Genomic DNA, 15,650 nt, shown 5'->3' on the forward strand with positions numbered 1-15,650 from the left:
TATACACTAAACCCATCTTCAATTGACGCAATGGGGCGATTTTATTAGAGGAATTCACATGATTTTAGAAGCAATTTCCATGATAGCAATGCAGTCGGCTCCGCGTATTCAGATTCAATGTGAAGCTCCTCAGGTGGCTTTTGAATGGAGTGTCAGCTCCGATCTTTCCAAGGAGCGAGAATTTTTTGTTGGGGATTCCATTCGTCTGGAGGTGGCTCGTCGTCTCCACCCAGCAACGCAAGAAGAGGCTATCATCATAGTTCAGTATAATTGGCCTGAAAATACATGGAAGCATTCTTGGTCGTTTACAAGTCCACAAGGGCAAACGGGCGAACAGGATTTTATAACAGACTACCATGGGGCCTACATGCCCTGCCGTTTAACGAAATTCGAGTAAATAAAAAAAAGGACCCAGGGCAGGTCCTTTTTTTATGTTCAATTCACTGAAGCTGAACGAAATAAAAAAGCCGATCTTGCGATCGGCTTTTTGAAGCTTTTTTCTTCGAAAGACAGAACTATTTTTGTTCTGCGGCTCTCTTAGCTTGGTACTTCTTAACAAGTTCTTCTTGGATATTGCGTGGAGCCGGAAGGTACTTAGCAAATTCCATAGAGAACTCACCTTTACCTTTAGTTGCCGAACGCAAATCTGTTGAGTAACCGAACATTTCAGTCAATGGAACTTCCGCTTCGATAACGCAGTTACCTTCGAAAGTTGTTGTTCCAACGATAACACCACGGCGTTGGTTGATTTGACCAACCGCTGAACCTTGATATTCATCTGGAACAGTTGTTTCAAGCTTCATGATCGGCTCAAGAACTGTTGGTTTAGCTTTTTGGTAAACTTCACGAAGAGCGGCCATACCAGCGATTTTGAACGCCATGTATGACGAGTCGACATCGTGGTAAGCACCGTCGTCAAGATCAACTTCAACACCCACGATTGGGAAACCAATCAATGGACCTTTAACCGTTTGCTCTTTGAAACCCTCTTCAACAGCTGGGATGAATTCACGAGGAATACGACCACCGACAACGTTGTTAGAGAACTTGAATACAGAACCATCTTCTTGTGCAGGAAGAGGCTTGATTTTACCAACGATCTTAGCGAATTGACCAGAACCACCTGTTTGCTTTTTGTGAGTGTAATCGTAAGCTGCTTCAGCTGCGATAGTTTCACGGTATGCAACCTGTGGTTGACCAACAATTACGTCACAAGCGAATTCACGCTTCATACGCTCAACGTAGATCTCAAGGTGAAGCTCACCCATTCCAGAGATGATAGTTTCGTTAGATTCTTCATCACGGTGTACGCGGAAAGTAGGGTCTTCTTTACGGAACTTTTGAAGTGCCTTAGAGAAGTTGTTTGCACCTGCTTTATCCTTAGGAGCTACGGCCAAAGAGATAACTGGTTCTGGAACGTGCATAGATTGCATAGAGCACTGAATGCGCTCGTCACAGAAAGTATCACCAGAAGCACAGTCGATACCGAATACCGCTACGATGTCACCAGCGTAAGAATGCTCGATATCTTCCATCTTGTCAGAGTGCATACGCACTAGACGAGGAATTTTAACAGACTTTTTGTTCGTTTGGTTAACAATGAAGTTACCTTTAGAGAGTTTACCTTGGTAAACGCGCATGTAAGTCAACTGACCAAACGGAGTTTCTTGAAGTTTGAACGCCAAGGCAACAGTTGGTTTGTCATTGTCTGGGAATAGGTCGAATTTTTCTTCGTTCTTGGTGATATCAAGAGCTTGCTCTTTTTTCTCAGCAGGAGTTGGAAGATAGTCACAAACAGCATCCATCAATTTTTGAACGCCTTTGTTCTTAAACGCTGAACCGCAAAGAACTGGAACGATTTTCAAAGTGATAGTACCAGTACGGATCGCCGCCTTGATTTCTTCAAGAGTTGGCTCTTCTTCCATCAAGAACTTTTCTTCGATAGTTGAGTCGAAGTCCGCAAGTTTACCGATCATGATTTGACGGTATTCTTTAGCTTGTTCAACTAAATCAGCTGGAATTTCTTGCTCGATAACGTTTTCGCCAGAAGAACCTTCGTTGATGTAGGCCTTCATAGTTACTAGATCCACAACACCTTTGTGTTGGTCTTCAAGACCAATTGGAAGTTGGATCATAACTGCGTTTAGTTTCAACTTGTCGATCAAAGCATCTTTAACGCGGAATGGGTTCGCACCTTGGCGGTCCAATTTGTTAACGAATGCAAGACGAGGAACGCTGTAGCGCTTCATCTGACGGTCAACAGTGATAGACTGAGATTGTACACCAGATACACCGCAAAGAAGAAGGATTGCGCCATCAAGTACGCGAAGTGAACGCTCAACTTCAACTGTGAAGTCAACGTGCCCCGGCGTGTCGATTAGGTTGATAGTGTAGTCTTTCCAGTTAACCTGCGTTGCAGCTGACTGGATAGTGATACCCTTTTCTCTCTCGAGGTCCATGGAGTCCATGGTTGCTCCGACGCCATCTTTACCACGAACTTCGTGAATAGCGTGGATCTTACCACCGTAGAAAAGAATACGCTCAGAAGTTGTCGTCTTACCGGAGTCAATGTGTGCAGAGATACCGATATTACGAACTTTATCAATATTCCAATTTTTGGACATGATTGTACCCTTTGTTAATATGTGCTTGTTTTCGAAGAATTCGAAGTAACATCAAATGTTACTAAGTGCAAAGAAAGTTTGGAGTCTAGATATTAGATTCACCGTGTCATATTTTGTTTTGGACAACGGGAGGGGAAGGTTTTAACCCTTTTTTCTATAAGAATTTCAAGCCGTTTAAAGGGCAGGGAGTGGGGCCTATGTCGTCTCTCGTAAATGGGGCTGTGAGTAGTACTGGACTGGGGTTGGGGTTGCAAGACATTCAAGCTGCAGCAGAATTGATCTATTCGCGAATGCCTGCGACACCCCAATATTCTTGGCCCTTATTAAATCAACGGCTGGGTTTTGAAACCTGGATTAAACACGAAAATCATCTTCCGGTTGGGGCCTTTAAGGTTCGAGGCGGACTCACATATATCGATTGGCTTTTGCAGGAAGAACCATTTCTTGAGGGGGTCGTCTGTGCGACCCGAGGAAATCATGGCCAATCCTTGGCTTACGCCTGTCGCGAAGGTGATATTGCCTGCAAGGTGGTTGTGCCTTTTGGAAACTCAAAGGAAAAAAATGCGGCCATGCGAGCCCTTGGGGCTGAGGTCATTGAATATGGCCAAGATTTTCAAGAGTCTGTTGAGTACGCTCGCTATTTAGCGGACCAACTTCATTATCACTTTGTGCCCTCTTATCATAAACAGTTGTTATTAGGGGTTGCTACTGCGGCTTACGAGTTTTTGCAGGCCTGCCCAGATTTGGATGTGATTTATATTCCAATCGGTCAGGGATCTGGAATTTGTGCCATGGCCTTGGTGAAAGAGTTGATCGGACACAAAGCCGAGCTGGTCGGCGTCGTCACAACGAAGGCGACAGCTTATTATGACTCTTTTCAGTGTGGAGAACCCACCTCTTCAGAGGTGAGCTTTACATTAGCTGATGGGTTGGCCTGTAAAAAGGCTCACCCCTGTGCATTTGAATTTATGAAATCACGAGTGTCGCGAATTGTAAAAGTTTGCGAGCCTTCGCTGTCGTCGGCGATGCGTATTTTGTTTTCAGATACCCACAATGTGGCCGAAGGGGCGGGCGCTGCGGGTTTGGCAGCCATGTTAATAGAGCAAGAAAAGTTAAAAGGTCTAAAAGCCGGCTTTGTTTTGACCGGTGGGAATGTAGACTCTGATGTATTTGCATCAGTTCTGCGAGCTGAAGCTGTTGTTCCCCATGTCGAGGCCTCTCAATGCTAGACGCTATGATATCGCGGGTGCAATCCCAAGACCTAGAAGATTTTAGCGCCCATTGCGTTCGGCAAATGAAAGAGCTGACAGATGATGGTGGGTTTGCTCATCCCTTTTCGCCCGATCATATTTGGAATGAAGAGGACTTTGCGGAAAAATTAATGCTTCGTTGGTCTTTACCCGAGATGAGTCCGAATTGGGAAATAGCTTGGAAATTAGTTGTTGATGGAAAGGTTGTGGGGCATTGCTCTTTGAAATCTCATCCTTTGGCCTCGGCTTGGCATCGTGTAAAGTTAGGGATGGGTATCGAAGAAGCTTATCGTGGTCATGGTTATGGCCGTGCTCTTTTAGCGACTGCAGTTTTATGGGCACGCACTCAGTCTCGGTTGAACTGGATTGATTTAGAGGTCTTCGAATCTAATCATCGAGCACTTCGATTGTATAAAAGATTTGGATTTGAAGAGCAGGGGATTGTGCCTGATGCTTACCGTATCAAAGGCGAATCCGTATCCAATGTTTTAATGGCATTAAGACTACAATAATCTGGTGCAATAATCTTGTCCCATGTTAAAGTTTTCGACGTGGGTTTATCTGATCAATTAAAGAAGTATTTTGGGTTTGATCACTTTAGGGGTGTTCAAGAAGAAGTCCTTCAGCGTATGGCTGAGGGTGAAAGTCTGCTTTGTTTGATGCCAACGGGGACGGGTAAAAGTCTTTGTTACCAATTTCCCGCAGTGGTGAATCCAGGACTGGTTTTAGTAATCAGCCCCCTGATTGCACTGATGCAAGATCAAACGGACAAAGCCCAGAAGATGGGGATCGCTGCGGCCCATTTGTCTTCCGCTCAATCACGTGAAGAGCGTGACAAGGTCCTAGGGCGATTGGCGGAAAATAAATTAAAATTACTATTTGTGACTCCGGAGCGTTTTCGAAAAAACGATTTTGTAGCTGCGATCCAGGCTATGCTAAACAAGGGCGGCGAAATACAATTGCTGGCTTTTGATGAGGCTCATTGTATTTCGCAGTGGGGGCATGATTTCCGTCCTGATTATGGCAAAGTCGGCGAGATTCGTCAGCGCTTAGGAAATCCTTTAACCCTGGCATTAACGGCCACGGCGACTCCAGAAGTTCAAAAGGATATTCTTTTAAAAATTGGCTTGTGCAATCAAAAAGACATCGACAAAGATTTATGGTCTGAGGCGGTAATATCTGCGGGGTTAGAACGCCCAAACTTACGTGTGCAGGTGCACTCCGTTTATGGCATCGAAGATAAAGTCCGTCAGTTGGTTGGCTTAAGTCACCAGATTGTGGGTGCCAAGATTGTCTATGTATCCCTTATTCAAACATTAAAAAAAGTCAGTGCCGAACTTCGCAAATTGGGAATTGAACATTTAGTTTATCACGGAGACTTAGATTCCGGGGCCCGTCGGCGCTCGTTGCGGGACTTTCAAAGCCAAGAGTCTCCGTTGATGTTAGCCACTCCGGCATTTGGTTTGGGGATTGATAAGCAGAATGTTCGAGCTGTTGTGCATTTGGAAACGCCGGGCTCTTTAGAAAGCTACTTTCAAGAGATTGGTCGCGCAGGCCGTGATGGTCTGGATTCCTACTGCCATCTTCTGTATGACGAGGATGACATCAGTATCCAGATGGAGTTTTTGAAGTGGTCCCATCCCGAGGATTCTTTCGTTGTTAAAGTATTTGACTTAATCGAAGCGAATCGTCTGCGCTTGGATGCCGAAGGCTTTGATTTTTTGCGTGAACAGATGAGTTTTAAAAATCGGCGAGATTTCCGCGTAGAGGCCGCAGTAAATATATTAGAGCGCTTGGGATGCTTGGCTCGGTCGGAAGATCGGTTCCCATTCAAGGTCATCGAGCGTCCTTCAATGGAATTATTAAAAGAGGAAAATGCAGAGCTTCAGTTAAAAAATCAAAATTCGAAGCTTTTGGAAATGGTCCGTTATGCAAGTATGGATGAAGGTTGCCGCTTGCAAAAAATTTATTCTTATTTTGGCCACCAGGCCGATATCTGTGGTCAATGTGATCTGTGTCTAAATCCAGTCCCGAAAGATTCCGACGATGATTGACGAAAGCGTATTTAAGTCATCGATTGATTTTCCACATCCTAGCTTGGCCATGGTTGAAGGGGTGATTGCCGTTGGTGGACGGCTTGATGTGGGGACTCTTTACAATGCCTACATTCGTGGTATTTTCCCGTGGCCCCAAGAGGGCTATCCGATGTTGTGGTTCTGTCCTGAAAAAAGGGGTGTCCTTCATTTCAAGGATTTTCATGTGCCAAAAAGTTTGACCAAGTTTCGGCGCCAACATCCAGAGTTCGAGATCACGGTCAGTCAGTCATTTCGTCAAGTCGTTGAAGAGTGTGCGCGGCAAAAGCGACCGGATCAACAAGGGACCTGGATCACTCCGGCGATTAAGAAAGCTTATAACGAATTTTATGAAGCCGGATTTGCCCTTTCAGTTGAAGTGCGTTTGAACAATATTTTGGTTGGTGGAATATACGGAGTTCTAGTGCGAGGAGTGTTTTCCGGGGAATCCATGTTTCATCGAACGCCGAATGCTTCAAAGATTGCGTTTTGGGAGCTGGTCGAGTATCTGAAACTTGCGGGGCATCAGTGGATGGATATACAGATGGTGACTCCGGTCACAGAGTCCTTTGGTGGCTCCTATGTGGGGCGTGAAGATTATTTAAAAATGTTGGCTGCGGCTCAGCGTGCGGCAGGCTTTGAGCCTCTGGTTTAGGCCTCTATTTAAAGGTTGTTATGGCATTATTGATTTCTACTTTTCAGGTTTCAAAATCATTTGCAGGAAAGACTCTTTTTCAGGGATTGAATATGGGGATCTCTGACGGGGAACGAGTGGGCTTGGTGGGACCTAATGGTGCTGGTAAATCGACTCTTTTAAAAATCTTAAGTGGTCGAATGAGTTCTGATTCCGGTCAAGTCACCACCAAAAAAGGTCTTCGCGTGGGATTTCTAGAGCAAACCCCGGAGTTTGCAAAAGAAGAAACTATCATGCAGGCCTTGCTGTCTAAGGTACAAGATGCAACAGAATCTTTGGCCTTGGCTTACGAGTGGATGGCGCGTTTAGAGTTGACTCAGTTTGGAGAGGACTTTTTAGTTTCAAAACTTTCTGGTGGTTGGCGTAAGCGAGTGGCGTTGGCCCGCGAGTTGATGCTTGATCCCGAGATTCTTTTTTTGGATGAGCCAACGAACCATTTGGATATTACGTCGATCTTGTGGTTGGAAGAGTTTTTAGCCCGAGCGCCTTTTGCGACTTTGATCATTACCCACGATCGTTTGTTCCTACAACGAGTCAGCAATAAAATATTTGATTTAGATCCGCGCAACCCTGGCTATTTGATGAGCTGCCAAGGTGGCTACATGGAGTATCTGGAATTTAAAGAGCAGACTTTGGCGGCTCAAGAGCAAAAAGAGCAGGTGCTTAAGAATACACTAAGACGTGAAACTGAGTGGCTTCGCCGTGGAGCGAAGGCACGACAGACAAAGCAAAAAGCCCGTATTCAAAATGCACATGCGCTGAAGGGTGAAGTTGAAGATCTTCAAGGAAAGAATCGATCTCGTGATGTTGCTATCGAATTTAAAGAGGGTGAAAAGTCTCCGCAGAAGTTGATTGAAGCCAAGCATATATCAAAAGCTTATCAGGGAAGAGTTTTATTTAAAGACTTCGATCTTTTGGTCAGTCCCAAGTCTCGCATAGCATTGTTAGGGGATAATGGTTGTGGTAAGTCGACGATGATTCGGGTATTGCTGGGTTTGGAAAACCCTGATGTCGGATCAATCTATCAGGCCGAAAAATTAAAGGTCGCATATTTTGAACAAAACCGAGACTCGCTAAAGCCCGAGGAGTCAGTCTTAAAAAATATCTGCCCCGAAGGGGACTATGTTTCATATCAGGGGCAGTTTGTGTATGGACGCTCTTATCTTGAAAGGTTTCTGTTTTTTCGGGATCAGCATGATTTGCCTGTCGGAAGACTTTCAGGTGGAGAACAGGCTCGTCTGCGATTGGCGCAATTGATGCTGCGAGAAGCACAAGTCTTAGTTCTGGATGAACCGACAAATGATCTTGATGTGGCAACTTTAACGGTTCTAGAAGATTCGCTTCGGGATTTTAAGGGCGCAGTTATTTTAGTAACCCACGATCGTTATTTTATGGATCAGGTCGCCCACGATATTTTGGCTTTTCATAAGGAAAGTGATGGCAACAATTCTTTACATCGGTTTGCTGGTTATCTTCAGTGGGAAGAGTGGTTCACCGAGCAGGAAGAGTTGGAAAAAGATCGTTTCAAAAAGCAGTCAGAAAAGAATAGTTCAAACATCAAAGAGTCTTCTAGTGATGGCGGTGCCAAAAAGCCGGGTAAGCTGTCCTTTAAAGAAAAATTTGAGCTTGAAAATATGGAAGCTCGAATTCTAGAGATGGAACAAAAATTAGCTGAGCTTCAAGTTGAAAGTGAAAGGCCTGAAGTGGTTAGTAATGCCAATCGGGTCACCGAGCTGTATGCTGAAATTGGCAAGCTTCAGTCTCTTATCGAGCAGTCGTATGCCCGCTGGGGAGAGCTGGAAGCAAAGGTTGCAGGTGCGAATTCATAAAAAAGCCGGCTTTGATGGCCGGCTTTATTGTTAGTGCTGTTTTTCTTTGGCTAGTTCATGAAGAGCCTGAGTAAAGAATCTCATTCCCAAAGTCAGTTGTGTATTTTCAACGTCGGTTAAAGAAGTGTCTTCTTCAGGCGCATCTGTAAACAGTTCAGAGATAACGTATTTAAAGACCTCTGGTTGGCAGAAGCTGTCGGCATTTTGAACTAAAGATAAGAACCACTCTTCAGTGAGGTTTTCATCATCAGGCATTGCCGCTTCAAAAGCTTCGTAAGCCTTTTCTACTTCTTCTTGAGTCATAGTTCTTAACGAACCGTATGCGGACTCAAAAGACTTCCATACAATAAGACCCATAACAACGATAAGGTCTTGAGCTTCTTCGTTAAGGTCCGCCGTAAAATCGACAAGAAACTGAGCCAATTCAGGTTGTGCTCCAAAAAAAGCATCAGAAAATTTAATCATGTCATTGTCGTTGTCGATGCTTGCAACAAGTTCAATGGCAGCGTCTACCGTTTGAAATGGGATCAATTTCATTGTTCTTCCTCGTAATAAAAAAAAGGGGCCTTTAGGGCCCCTTTGTAGGCTAAATTAATCCATAGAGCAAGGCTTACTTGGTTTTAGAAAGCTCTACTTGGCCAGCGTAGCCACGGTGGGTACTAAAATTCACCAAAACTTTCCCACCTGTAACGACGCCATCCATAGAAATAAAGAAGCGACCCTCGCCTTTTCCACTCATCGTAATAGTCGATGGGATAACGGTTGGGTCATAAGCAACATTCAAAGCTAAATCAAATAGTTGGGCGTCGTCGTCCAGACGTTTGAAGAAGCCTTTTAGCACTGGGAAGATGTTGCCATTCACGACTTCTTTGACAACAAAAAGGCGCACTTGGATTGGGTAGCTAAGTCCATTGTCGACTTTCGAATTATTCAAAGTCCCCTGGTATTCGCCAGAAATTTTTTCGTATTCCGCTAGAAGATTTCTAGCAATCTCTTCTTTTTCGCTGCCATTTTTTGGAGTGCTGGCTTCACGGGAAACCAATGAAGCTTCAATAAGACCGTAGGGGCCAGTGGGTTTTAAGACTTCCCCCTTCAGTATTTGGCCGGTGACCGTTGCGTTGATTGTGTGAATATCATCGACTCCCGGTTTTTGGTTCTGCTCGACAATAAAAGTCACCTGTCCACTTTCAGGGATGTAGCGCACGTCCATAACCTGTGATGCGCCTAAGGGATTGGTGCGTTTGATGTAGGCCTTAGGCACAAGGCGAAATTTATTTGTTCCATCTGAATTCAAACCGTCTTTTTCGGTCAAAGTGTAGATTTGAATGGTGACTTCTTGAGTTGTGGCACCGCCGACAATACGGCCTTGGTACTCGCCGCGAATATCGCTATACACTTTTTCAAGCTTTAGATTGTTTTCTGATTCTTGCTTGTTGATAGTATCGGTTTCGCGGAAGGCGCAAGAAACGAAACTGGTGGCTGCTAATACGATTAAAATCAAATTTTTCATTCGAAGTCCTCTTTAATAACAATAGCGTTTTCGTCGTTAATTTCTGGAATCAATTCATCACGAAGAGCGGCCCATTCATTCAGAGCAACATAATAGTTGCCCAGCGCCCGGGTGTAATCGACTTGTGATGTGAAATAAGAGTTCATAGCCTCTATCAAGGCTCTTATATCTGTTCGCCCTTGAGTGTAAGTCTTCGTTAACTCATTGACTGTTTTTTCGCGGAAGCTTTTTTGTAACATTGCACTTTCAACGATGGCGAAGGTGCTTTGTACTTTGCGGATGCCATTTTCTTGTTTGTCGGCAGCTTCACGAGTTTGGCGCTCGAGTTTTGATTTTTCGATATCTAATGCCGCTTTCTTGGCAATGATGTCTTCGTTTTTTACGTCACTGCCAAAATTGTACGTCATCTTTAATCCAGCATAATATTTGTTATTTGTGCCTGTTAAAGTTGACGACCACGAACCATCGGCAGATTCGTCTCGGCCCGATCCATAGTATTGTCCGATGAAGCTGAGATTGGGCCAACTTGCCGAGCGGCTGGCTCGCAAATTGTCTTTGGCGGCATTGACCTTCATCTCTTGGGCGCGAGTTTCACGCAGTTGAGATATATCTTTCTTTTCGAAATTCGGTAGAGTGGGCAGTTTTTCAGGAACGGCGAATTCGACTTCGGTTCCTGGGGGAAGATCCAACCAAACGTTCAGGGCATCCATCTGTTGTAGAAAATCCAAAGATGCTTTTTTAACATTTTGTTCTCGGCCCTCTAGCTCGGCTTGGACTTGTGTTAGCTCTCCCGGAGAGGAATAACCGTAGCCACTTTTTCGGCGGACACTGTCCACAAGTTTTTTGTAGCGGTCACGAGCCGCCATACTTTCTTTAAAGTTTTGTTGGGCCACGTAGGCATTCCAATATTTATTTAAAGTTTGTAAAACCAAATCCTCAAGATCATTTGCTCGGGTCATCGAGTCTGCTTTGAATTGGGTTTCCGCGGCGCGAACCTTGGCGCGATCAGAAACTCCGAAAGAATTGGCCAGCAAACTTTGCTCTAAAATCAAACCGAAACTATCTAGAGTCGCTTGTGGCGGCACAGATCCTTGACTAGATCCCAGGTTGGCTTTTTGCGAAACTCGTGAATAGTCAAATGTCAAAGCTGTACCCGTGATGAAGGACTTCTTCAATTGAGCCGTCGTCGTGAAGCGTTCGTAATCGGCTGTCAAAGTTGTGAATGTAGCAGCTCGGTCTTTTTCGTAGCCTGATTGGGCGGTCAAGTTCCAGTCATAGCCAGATAGGACCTGAGCCGGAGCCAAGCGTTTTTGTAAGTAGTTAAGATTTATTTCCTTAGCCTGAGAGCCTTTGTTTAAGGCCATCTCTGCGGCTTCCTTTTGCGAAATCTTAAGTGGTGCGGCCCAGCTTGTCGAAACAAGGCTAAGACTTAGAAGGATAGAGAGTGATGCTTTTACCATAAGGTTTTAACTCCAATCAGAGCGCTATCATCTAAAGAAATTTTAGAGTCCTTAGTTGATGCGACACTTCCGATTTTTTGATACTCGACAAGAGCCGACCATTTTTGCGTAAGCTTGAAGTCGATTCTTTGAGTCAGTCCATTAAAGCGTGTGTTCGCGCTAAAATTAGCGTATTCGCTTTTGCTTGATTGAAGAACGTTTAAATATCCATTCTGCGGCCCGACAGAGTAAGTAAAACGAGGAAGCCAGCGGCTACGCACCGACAGGTAAGGGTTCAGATACCCCATGTAAGTGACTAGTCGGGCATCGTCGACAACATAACCGCTTTGCAGCGTCATGTTATTGGCCGAATTAAAGTAAGCCGCTCCGGCATTGAGGCCAAATCCAACTTTGAAATTCGTAAAGTGCAAAGCTTCAGCGAAAATACCAAACTCCAAGGCGGGGCCCATACTTGCTTTGGACTGCGAAAGATTTAGTTGGGCATTGACGTCGTTGGAGATTTGTCCTTGAAGCTTTAAGTTGCTTAGCTTCATTGAAAATAAATATTTGAAATCTCGTTCCAGAATTTCTTTCTTGGGATCTTCCAGAGTCAAGGCGCCTGTGATTTGATTGTCCGTCTGGATTTGAGCGCTGTTGGCTTTTTTAACATCAGTGGCAGAAGCGTTGACTTCATTAAGGGCCATAGTCATCAGCGATGGAGTATTTTCATTGCTTTTTGACAGCATGGGCTTGGCTTTGGCAGTCATGGCTGCGCTTGCAAATGCAAACACAATGAAAACCGATTTAAACTCACGAGAGATTCTAATTAAATTCGTATTCATTAGGCACACCTCTTTTTGTTGATGCCCTTCTGCTTATTAGTGAGGGGGCGGCAAGTCAACAAAGAGCGATGTGTTGAATAAATCACAGCATGACAAACCCCAAATATACAGCCTAAAGTGGTCTACATTATGAGAGCATCAGATATTTCAATTAAAAACCCGGTCTTTGCGTGGATGATAATGGCAGCCCTAATTATTTTTGGGGCGATTTCTTTTTCTAGGCTAGGAGTCAGTCAGCTGCCTGATGTCGACTTTCCAGTCCTTACTGTTTCGGTCACCTTAGATGGGGCAGCTCCAGAGGTCATGGAAACTTCGGTGGTTGATATCCTCGAGGATTCATTGATGACCGTAGAGGGTGTGCGCTCTATCACTTCGACATCGAAAACGGGTTCTGCCAACGTGACCATCGAGTTCGAGCTGGGCCGAGACATCGATGCGGCTCTTCAAGATGTGCAAGCAAAAGTGGCGCAGGCACAACGTCGTTTGCCGACAAATACGGAAGCTCCAACGATTTCCAAAACCAATCCCGATGATCAGCCAATCATTTGGCTGGCATTGACCTATGACGGCGACAAAGAGTTTATGATGCGTTATGCACGAGACTTCTTGAAAGATCGCTTCACTACAGTGCCAGGAGTTGGTGACATCATGCTTGCGGGTTACACAGACCCAGTTTTGCGGGTGAATGTGAAGCCCGAGGCTTTAAGACGTTACAACTTATCTGCAAACGATATCCAAGATGCGATCCGCGCAGAGCACTCTGAACTTCCGGGCGGTTATGTTGAAACACCGAAAGTGAATTTCAACGTGCGCACGATGGGTGAGGCCCGCTCGGTTGAAGAGTTTAAAAATATTGTGATTTCAAAGCGGGCAGGACAAGGAATTACGGATCCGTCTCAGGCCATAAAAATTGGTCAGGTCGCCGAGGTGTCAGAGGGGCTTGATGAAATTCGCCGAGTGTCTCGCTTTAACGGAAAATCTTCTTTGGGTTTGGGTATTCGTAAGCAGCGTGGCTCAAATGCGGTGGCAGTGGCGGATGCGATCAAAGCAAAATTGGGCGAAATTCAAAAAGATCTTCCTAAAGGAATGGAATTAGCGGTCAACTTTGATTCGACTATTTTTATTAAGCAGTCGGTTAACGAAATGAACAAACACTTGGTGTTGGCCGTGATCCTGACTTCGTTGGTGTGCTGGATGTTCTTAGGAAGCTGGTCGGCGACATTTAACGTCTTGCTGTCAATTCCGACTTCGATCATGGGAGCCTTCATCGGTCTTTATTTCTTCGGCTTTACGTTGAACACCTTTACATTGTTGGGTTTGACTTTGGCGATTGGTATTGTGGTCGACGATGCGATCATGGTTCTTGAAAATATTTTCCGTTACTTTGAAAAAGGCCGTGGGCGAATTGAATCTGCCATCGTCGGAGCCCGAGAAATCAGTTTTGCTGCAATGGCAGCTTCAGTAGCGGTTATTGCAATCTTTCTTCCCGTGGCCTTCATGAAAGGGGTTATTGGGGCTTTCTTCTTGCAGTTCGGGGTGACGATTTCTTTGGCGGTGATGTTATCACTGTTAGAGTCATTGACGATCACGCCTATGCGTTGTGCAAGCTTCGTTGAGCATGGAGTGCGAACTTCGAAGATGGGGCAAGCTTTTGAACGCTTGATGGACAATACTCGAGACAAGTACACTCACCAATTAACTTGGGCCTTAAATCATCCCAAAAAAGTTTTCTTTGGTTCGATGGCCGTGATGGTAGTGGCTTTTGGACTTGTTAAATTTTTACCGAAGGAAATGTCGCCGGCTCAGGATCAGTCGATTTTTATGGGTCGTTTGGTATTACCTGTGGGCACTTCTTTAGCGTATACAGACGAGCAAACTAAGAAAGCAGAAGCTTGGTTGCGTAGTCGCCCCGAGATTAAACAAGTTTATGCCAGCATTGGTGGTTTTGGTGGAGGCGCTTCTGACTCCAACGTCACGATGATGTTTATTACTTTAAAAGAACCTAAAGAGCGTGGTGTAGACCCAGAGACGGGTAAGCGTTTGTCGCAGCAAGAGTTTATGAACGTGGCTCGTAAAGAGCTTTCTAAAATTCCAGATGTAAAACCGGTTCTGATGGATCTTTCGCAGCGAGGATTTTCAGGGGGGCGTGGTTTCCCTGTTGAATTCACGATATTGGGACCTAACTGGGAAAAGTTAGCGGATTCTGCAGATCAAATCATGAAAAAGATGGAAGAATCTGGCCTGATGGTGGACGTGGACTCGAACTACTTAAAAGGCATGCCCGAGATTCAAGTTAGACCTGATCGAACGGCTGCTGCTTTACATGGCGTCAGCATGTCGTCGATTGGAAATACGATCAATGCATTGATCGGTGGTGTAAAGGCGGGAACTTATCCTCAGGATGGTAAACGTTATGACATCAAAATGAAGCTTGAAAGTAGCGGTGATAAAATTGCCGACCTAAAGGATTTGATGATCGGCAATGCGCGAGCAAATTTGATTCCTTTGACTCGGGTGACAAAAGTGGAAGAAACAAAGTCACTTCAAAGTATTAATAGAACCAATCGTTTGCGAGCGATCACGATCACGGCCAATTTAAACAAAGGCATTTCACAGACTGCAGCGATGCAAAAGGTCGAAGCAATTTCAAAAGAAGTTCTGCCTGTGGGATATGCTGTTGATTCCGGTGGTGCTTCGAAGACGATGAAGGAATCTTTCCAGGGTTTGATCTTTGCTCTGATCATGGGGTTGGTAGTAGCCTACATGGTGCTTGCCAGCCAGTTTAATTCGTTCTTGGATCCGGTTTCAATTTTGATGGCATTGCCATTTAGTATTGCGGGGGCTTTTATTGCCTTACTGATCACTCAGCAATCATTGAATATGTATTCGATGATTGGACTTTTACTGTTGATGGGGATTGTAAAAAAGAACTCTATTTTATTGATTGAGTTTACAAACCAAGTTCGCGATTCGGGTGTTGACGAGGCCAAGCGCGCATTGATCGAAGCGTGTCCTGTTCGTTTGCGTCCAATTTTGATGACCTCATTGGCAACCATTGCTGGGGCTATTCCTTCGGCAATCGCGACTGGAGCGGGGGCTGAAACTTATCGTTCCATGGCAATCACTTTGATTGGTGGGGTGTTCTTGTCGACAGTTTTAACTTTGTACGTAGTGCCAACTTGCTATCTTTTGATGGACCGATTCCGTAAGCGCGATCAAAGCCGCGCCGAAGTGAAAAAAGCCTTCGAAACCGTTGGAAATGAGGCATTGGAAAGTTAATCAAAAAAAAGAGATGCTGATGAGCATCTCTTTTTTTTTAAGCAAACTAACTAGACTTTGGTAAACTTAAAATAATTTAAATATGTAATTTAGTGCCTTTTCTCAAAATAG

The 15,650-nt window shown here is 44.8% G+C and carries 12 protein-coding genes; 7 read left to right on the forward strand and 5 right to left on the reverse strand.

Going from position 1 to position 15,650, the window contains the following annotated elements:
* Positions 1–58: 58 nt before the first annotated feature.
* On the forward strand, positions 59–397 hold the full coding sequence (locus AC04MN_RS09485) for a hypothetical protein (RefSeq protein WP_475382939.1): 339 nt from the start codon (positions 59–61) through the stop codon (positions 395–397).
* Between the two features lie 118 nt (positions 398–515).
* On the opposite strand, the gene fusA is transcribed toward AC04MN_RS09485, so the two are convergent.
* Positions 516–2,624, reverse strand: coding sequence for an elongation factor G (fusA, locus tag AC04MN_RS09490; protein ID WP_475382940.1), 2,109 nt, complete (start codon positions 2,622–2,624; stop codon positions 516–518).
* Between the two features lie 197 nt (positions 2,625–2,821).
* Between fusA and AC04MN_RS09495 the strand changes: the two genes are divergently transcribed.
* The 5 genes from AC04MN_RS09495 to AC04MN_RS09515 are packed head-to-tail and all read left to right on the forward strand — an operon-like array spanning position 2,822 to position 8,469.
* On the forward strand, positions 2,822–3,853 hold the full coding sequence (locus tag AC04MN_RS09495) for a threonine dehydratase (RefSeq protein WP_475382941.1): 1,032 nt from the start codon (positions 2,822–2,824) through the stop codon (positions 3,851–3,853).
* A complete protein-coding gene (locus AC04MN_RS09500) occupies positions 3,847–4,386 on the forward strand; it encodes a GNAT family N-acetyltransferase (protein WP_475382942.1) in 540 nt (179 codons plus the stop codon). Before AC04MN_RS09495 ends, AC04MN_RS09500 begins: the two co-directional genes overlap by 7 nt.
* A 39-nt stretch (positions 4,387–4,425) precedes the next feature.
* Complete coding sequence (locus tag AC04MN_RS09505; protein ID WP_475382943.1) at positions 4,426–5,928, forward strand: RecQ family ATP-dependent DNA helicase; 1,503 nt, start codon at positions 4,426–4,428, stop codon at positions 5,926–5,928.
* A complete protein-coding gene (gene aat, locus AC04MN_RS09510; protein ID WP_475382944.1) occupies positions 5,921–6,601 on the forward strand; it encodes a leucyl/phenylalanyl-tRNA--protein transferase in 681 nt (226 codons plus the stop codon). The genes AC04MN_RS09505 and aat overlap by 8 nt, the downstream gene beginning before the upstream one ends.
* Positions 6,602–6,621: 20 nt before the next feature.
* Positions 6,622–8,469, forward strand: a complete 1,848-nt coding sequence (locus tag AC04MN_RS09515) for an ABC-F family ATP-binding cassette domain-containing protein (protein ID WP_475382945.1) — start codon at positions 6,622–6,624, stop codon at positions 8,467–8,469.
* Between the two features lie 30 nt (positions 8,470–8,499).
* Here AC04MN_RS09515 and AC04MN_RS09520 read toward each other — a convergent pair whose 3' ends face one another.
* The 4 genes from AC04MN_RS09520 to AC04MN_RS09535 form a co-directional block, all read right to left on the reverse strand.
* Positions 8,500–9,006 carry a hypothetical protein gene (locus tag AC04MN_RS09520; RefSeq protein ID WP_475382946.1) on the reverse strand — a complete coding sequence of 169 codons (507 nt, stop codon included), beginning with the start codon at positions 9,004–9,006 and terminating at the stop codon, positions 8,500–8,502.
* Between the two features lie 73 nt (positions 9,007–9,079).
* Positions 9,080–9,979, reverse strand: a complete 900-nt coding sequence (locus AC04MN_RS09525) for a hypothetical protein (protein WP_475382947.1) — start codon at positions 9,977–9,979, stop codon at positions 9,080–9,082.
* Positions 9,976–11,439: a TolC family protein gene (locus AC04MN_RS09530; RefSeq protein WP_475382948.1), complete on the reverse strand. Its 1,464-nt coding sequence runs from the start codon at positions 11,437–11,439 to the stop codon at positions 9,976–9,978. The genes AC04MN_RS09525 and AC04MN_RS09530 overlap by 4 nt, the downstream gene beginning before the upstream one ends.
* Positions 11,433–12,260 (reverse strand): hypothetical protein, encoded by an 828-nt coding sequence (locus tag AC04MN_RS09535; RefSeq protein WP_475382949.1) that lies wholly within the window; start codon positions 12,258–12,260, stop codon positions 11,433–11,435. The genes AC04MN_RS09530 and AC04MN_RS09535 overlap by 7 nt, the downstream gene beginning before the upstream one ends.
* Before the next feature lie 129 nt (positions 12,261–12,389).
* Here AC04MN_RS09535 and AC04MN_RS09540 point away from each other — a divergent pair, with 129 nt between their 5' ends.
* Positions 12,390–15,539, forward strand: a complete 3,150-nt coding sequence (locus tag AC04MN_RS09540) for an efflux RND transporter permease subunit (RefSeq protein ID WP_475382950.1) — start codon at positions 12,390–12,392, stop codon at positions 15,537–15,539.
* The last annotated feature ends 111 nt before the right edge of the window (positions 15,540–15,650 follow it).

The sequence above is a fragment of the Bdellovibrio sp. ZFWA1 genome (assembly GCF_056175665.1).

Excerpts from the sequence above, each read along its gene's own strand:
- AC04MN_RS09485 (WP_475382939.1), top strand. The coding sequence starts at position 59 with ATGATTTTAGAAGCAATTTCCATGATAGCAATGCAGTCGGCTCCGCGT.
- fusA (WP_475382940.1), bottom strand. The coding sequence starts at position 2,624 with ATGTCCAAAAATTGGAATATTGATAAAGTTCGTAATATCGGTATCTCT.
- AC04MN_RS09495 (WP_475382941.1), top strand. The coding sequence starts at position 2,822 with ATGTCGTCTCTCGTAAATGGGGCTGTGAGTAGTACTGGACTGGGGTTG.
- AC04MN_RS09500 (WP_475382942.1), top strand. The coding sequence starts at position 3,847 with ATGCTAGACGCTATGATATCGCGGGTGCAATCCCAAGACCTAGAAGAT.
- aat (WP_475382944.1), top strand. The coding sequence starts at position 5,921 with ATGATTGACGAAAGCGTATTTAAGTCATCGATTGATTTTCCACATCCT.
- AC04MN_RS09515 (WP_475382945.1), top strand. The coding sequence starts at position 6,622 with ATGGCATTATTGATTTCTACTTTTCAGGTTTCAAAATCATTTGCAGGA.
- AC04MN_RS09520 (WP_475382946.1), bottom strand. The coding sequence starts at position 9,006 with ATGAAATTGATCCCATTTCAAACGGTAGACGCTGCCATTGAACTTGTT.
- AC04MN_RS09525 (WP_475382947.1), bottom strand. The coding sequence starts at position 9,979 with ATGAAAAATTTGATTTTAATCGTATTAGCAGCCACCAGTTTCGTTTCT.
- AC04MN_RS09530 (WP_475382948.1), bottom strand. The coding sequence starts at position 11,439 with ATGGTAAAAGCATCACTCTCTATCCTTCTAAGTCTTAGCCTTGTTTCG.
- AC04MN_RS09535 (WP_475382949.1), bottom strand. The coding sequence starts at position 12,260 with ATGAATACGAATTTAATTAGAATCTCTCGTGAGTTTAAATCGGTTTTC.
- AC04MN_RS09540 (WP_475382950.1), top strand. The coding sequence starts at position 12,390 with ATGAGAGCATCAGATATTTCAATTAAAAACCCGGTCTTTGCGTGGATG.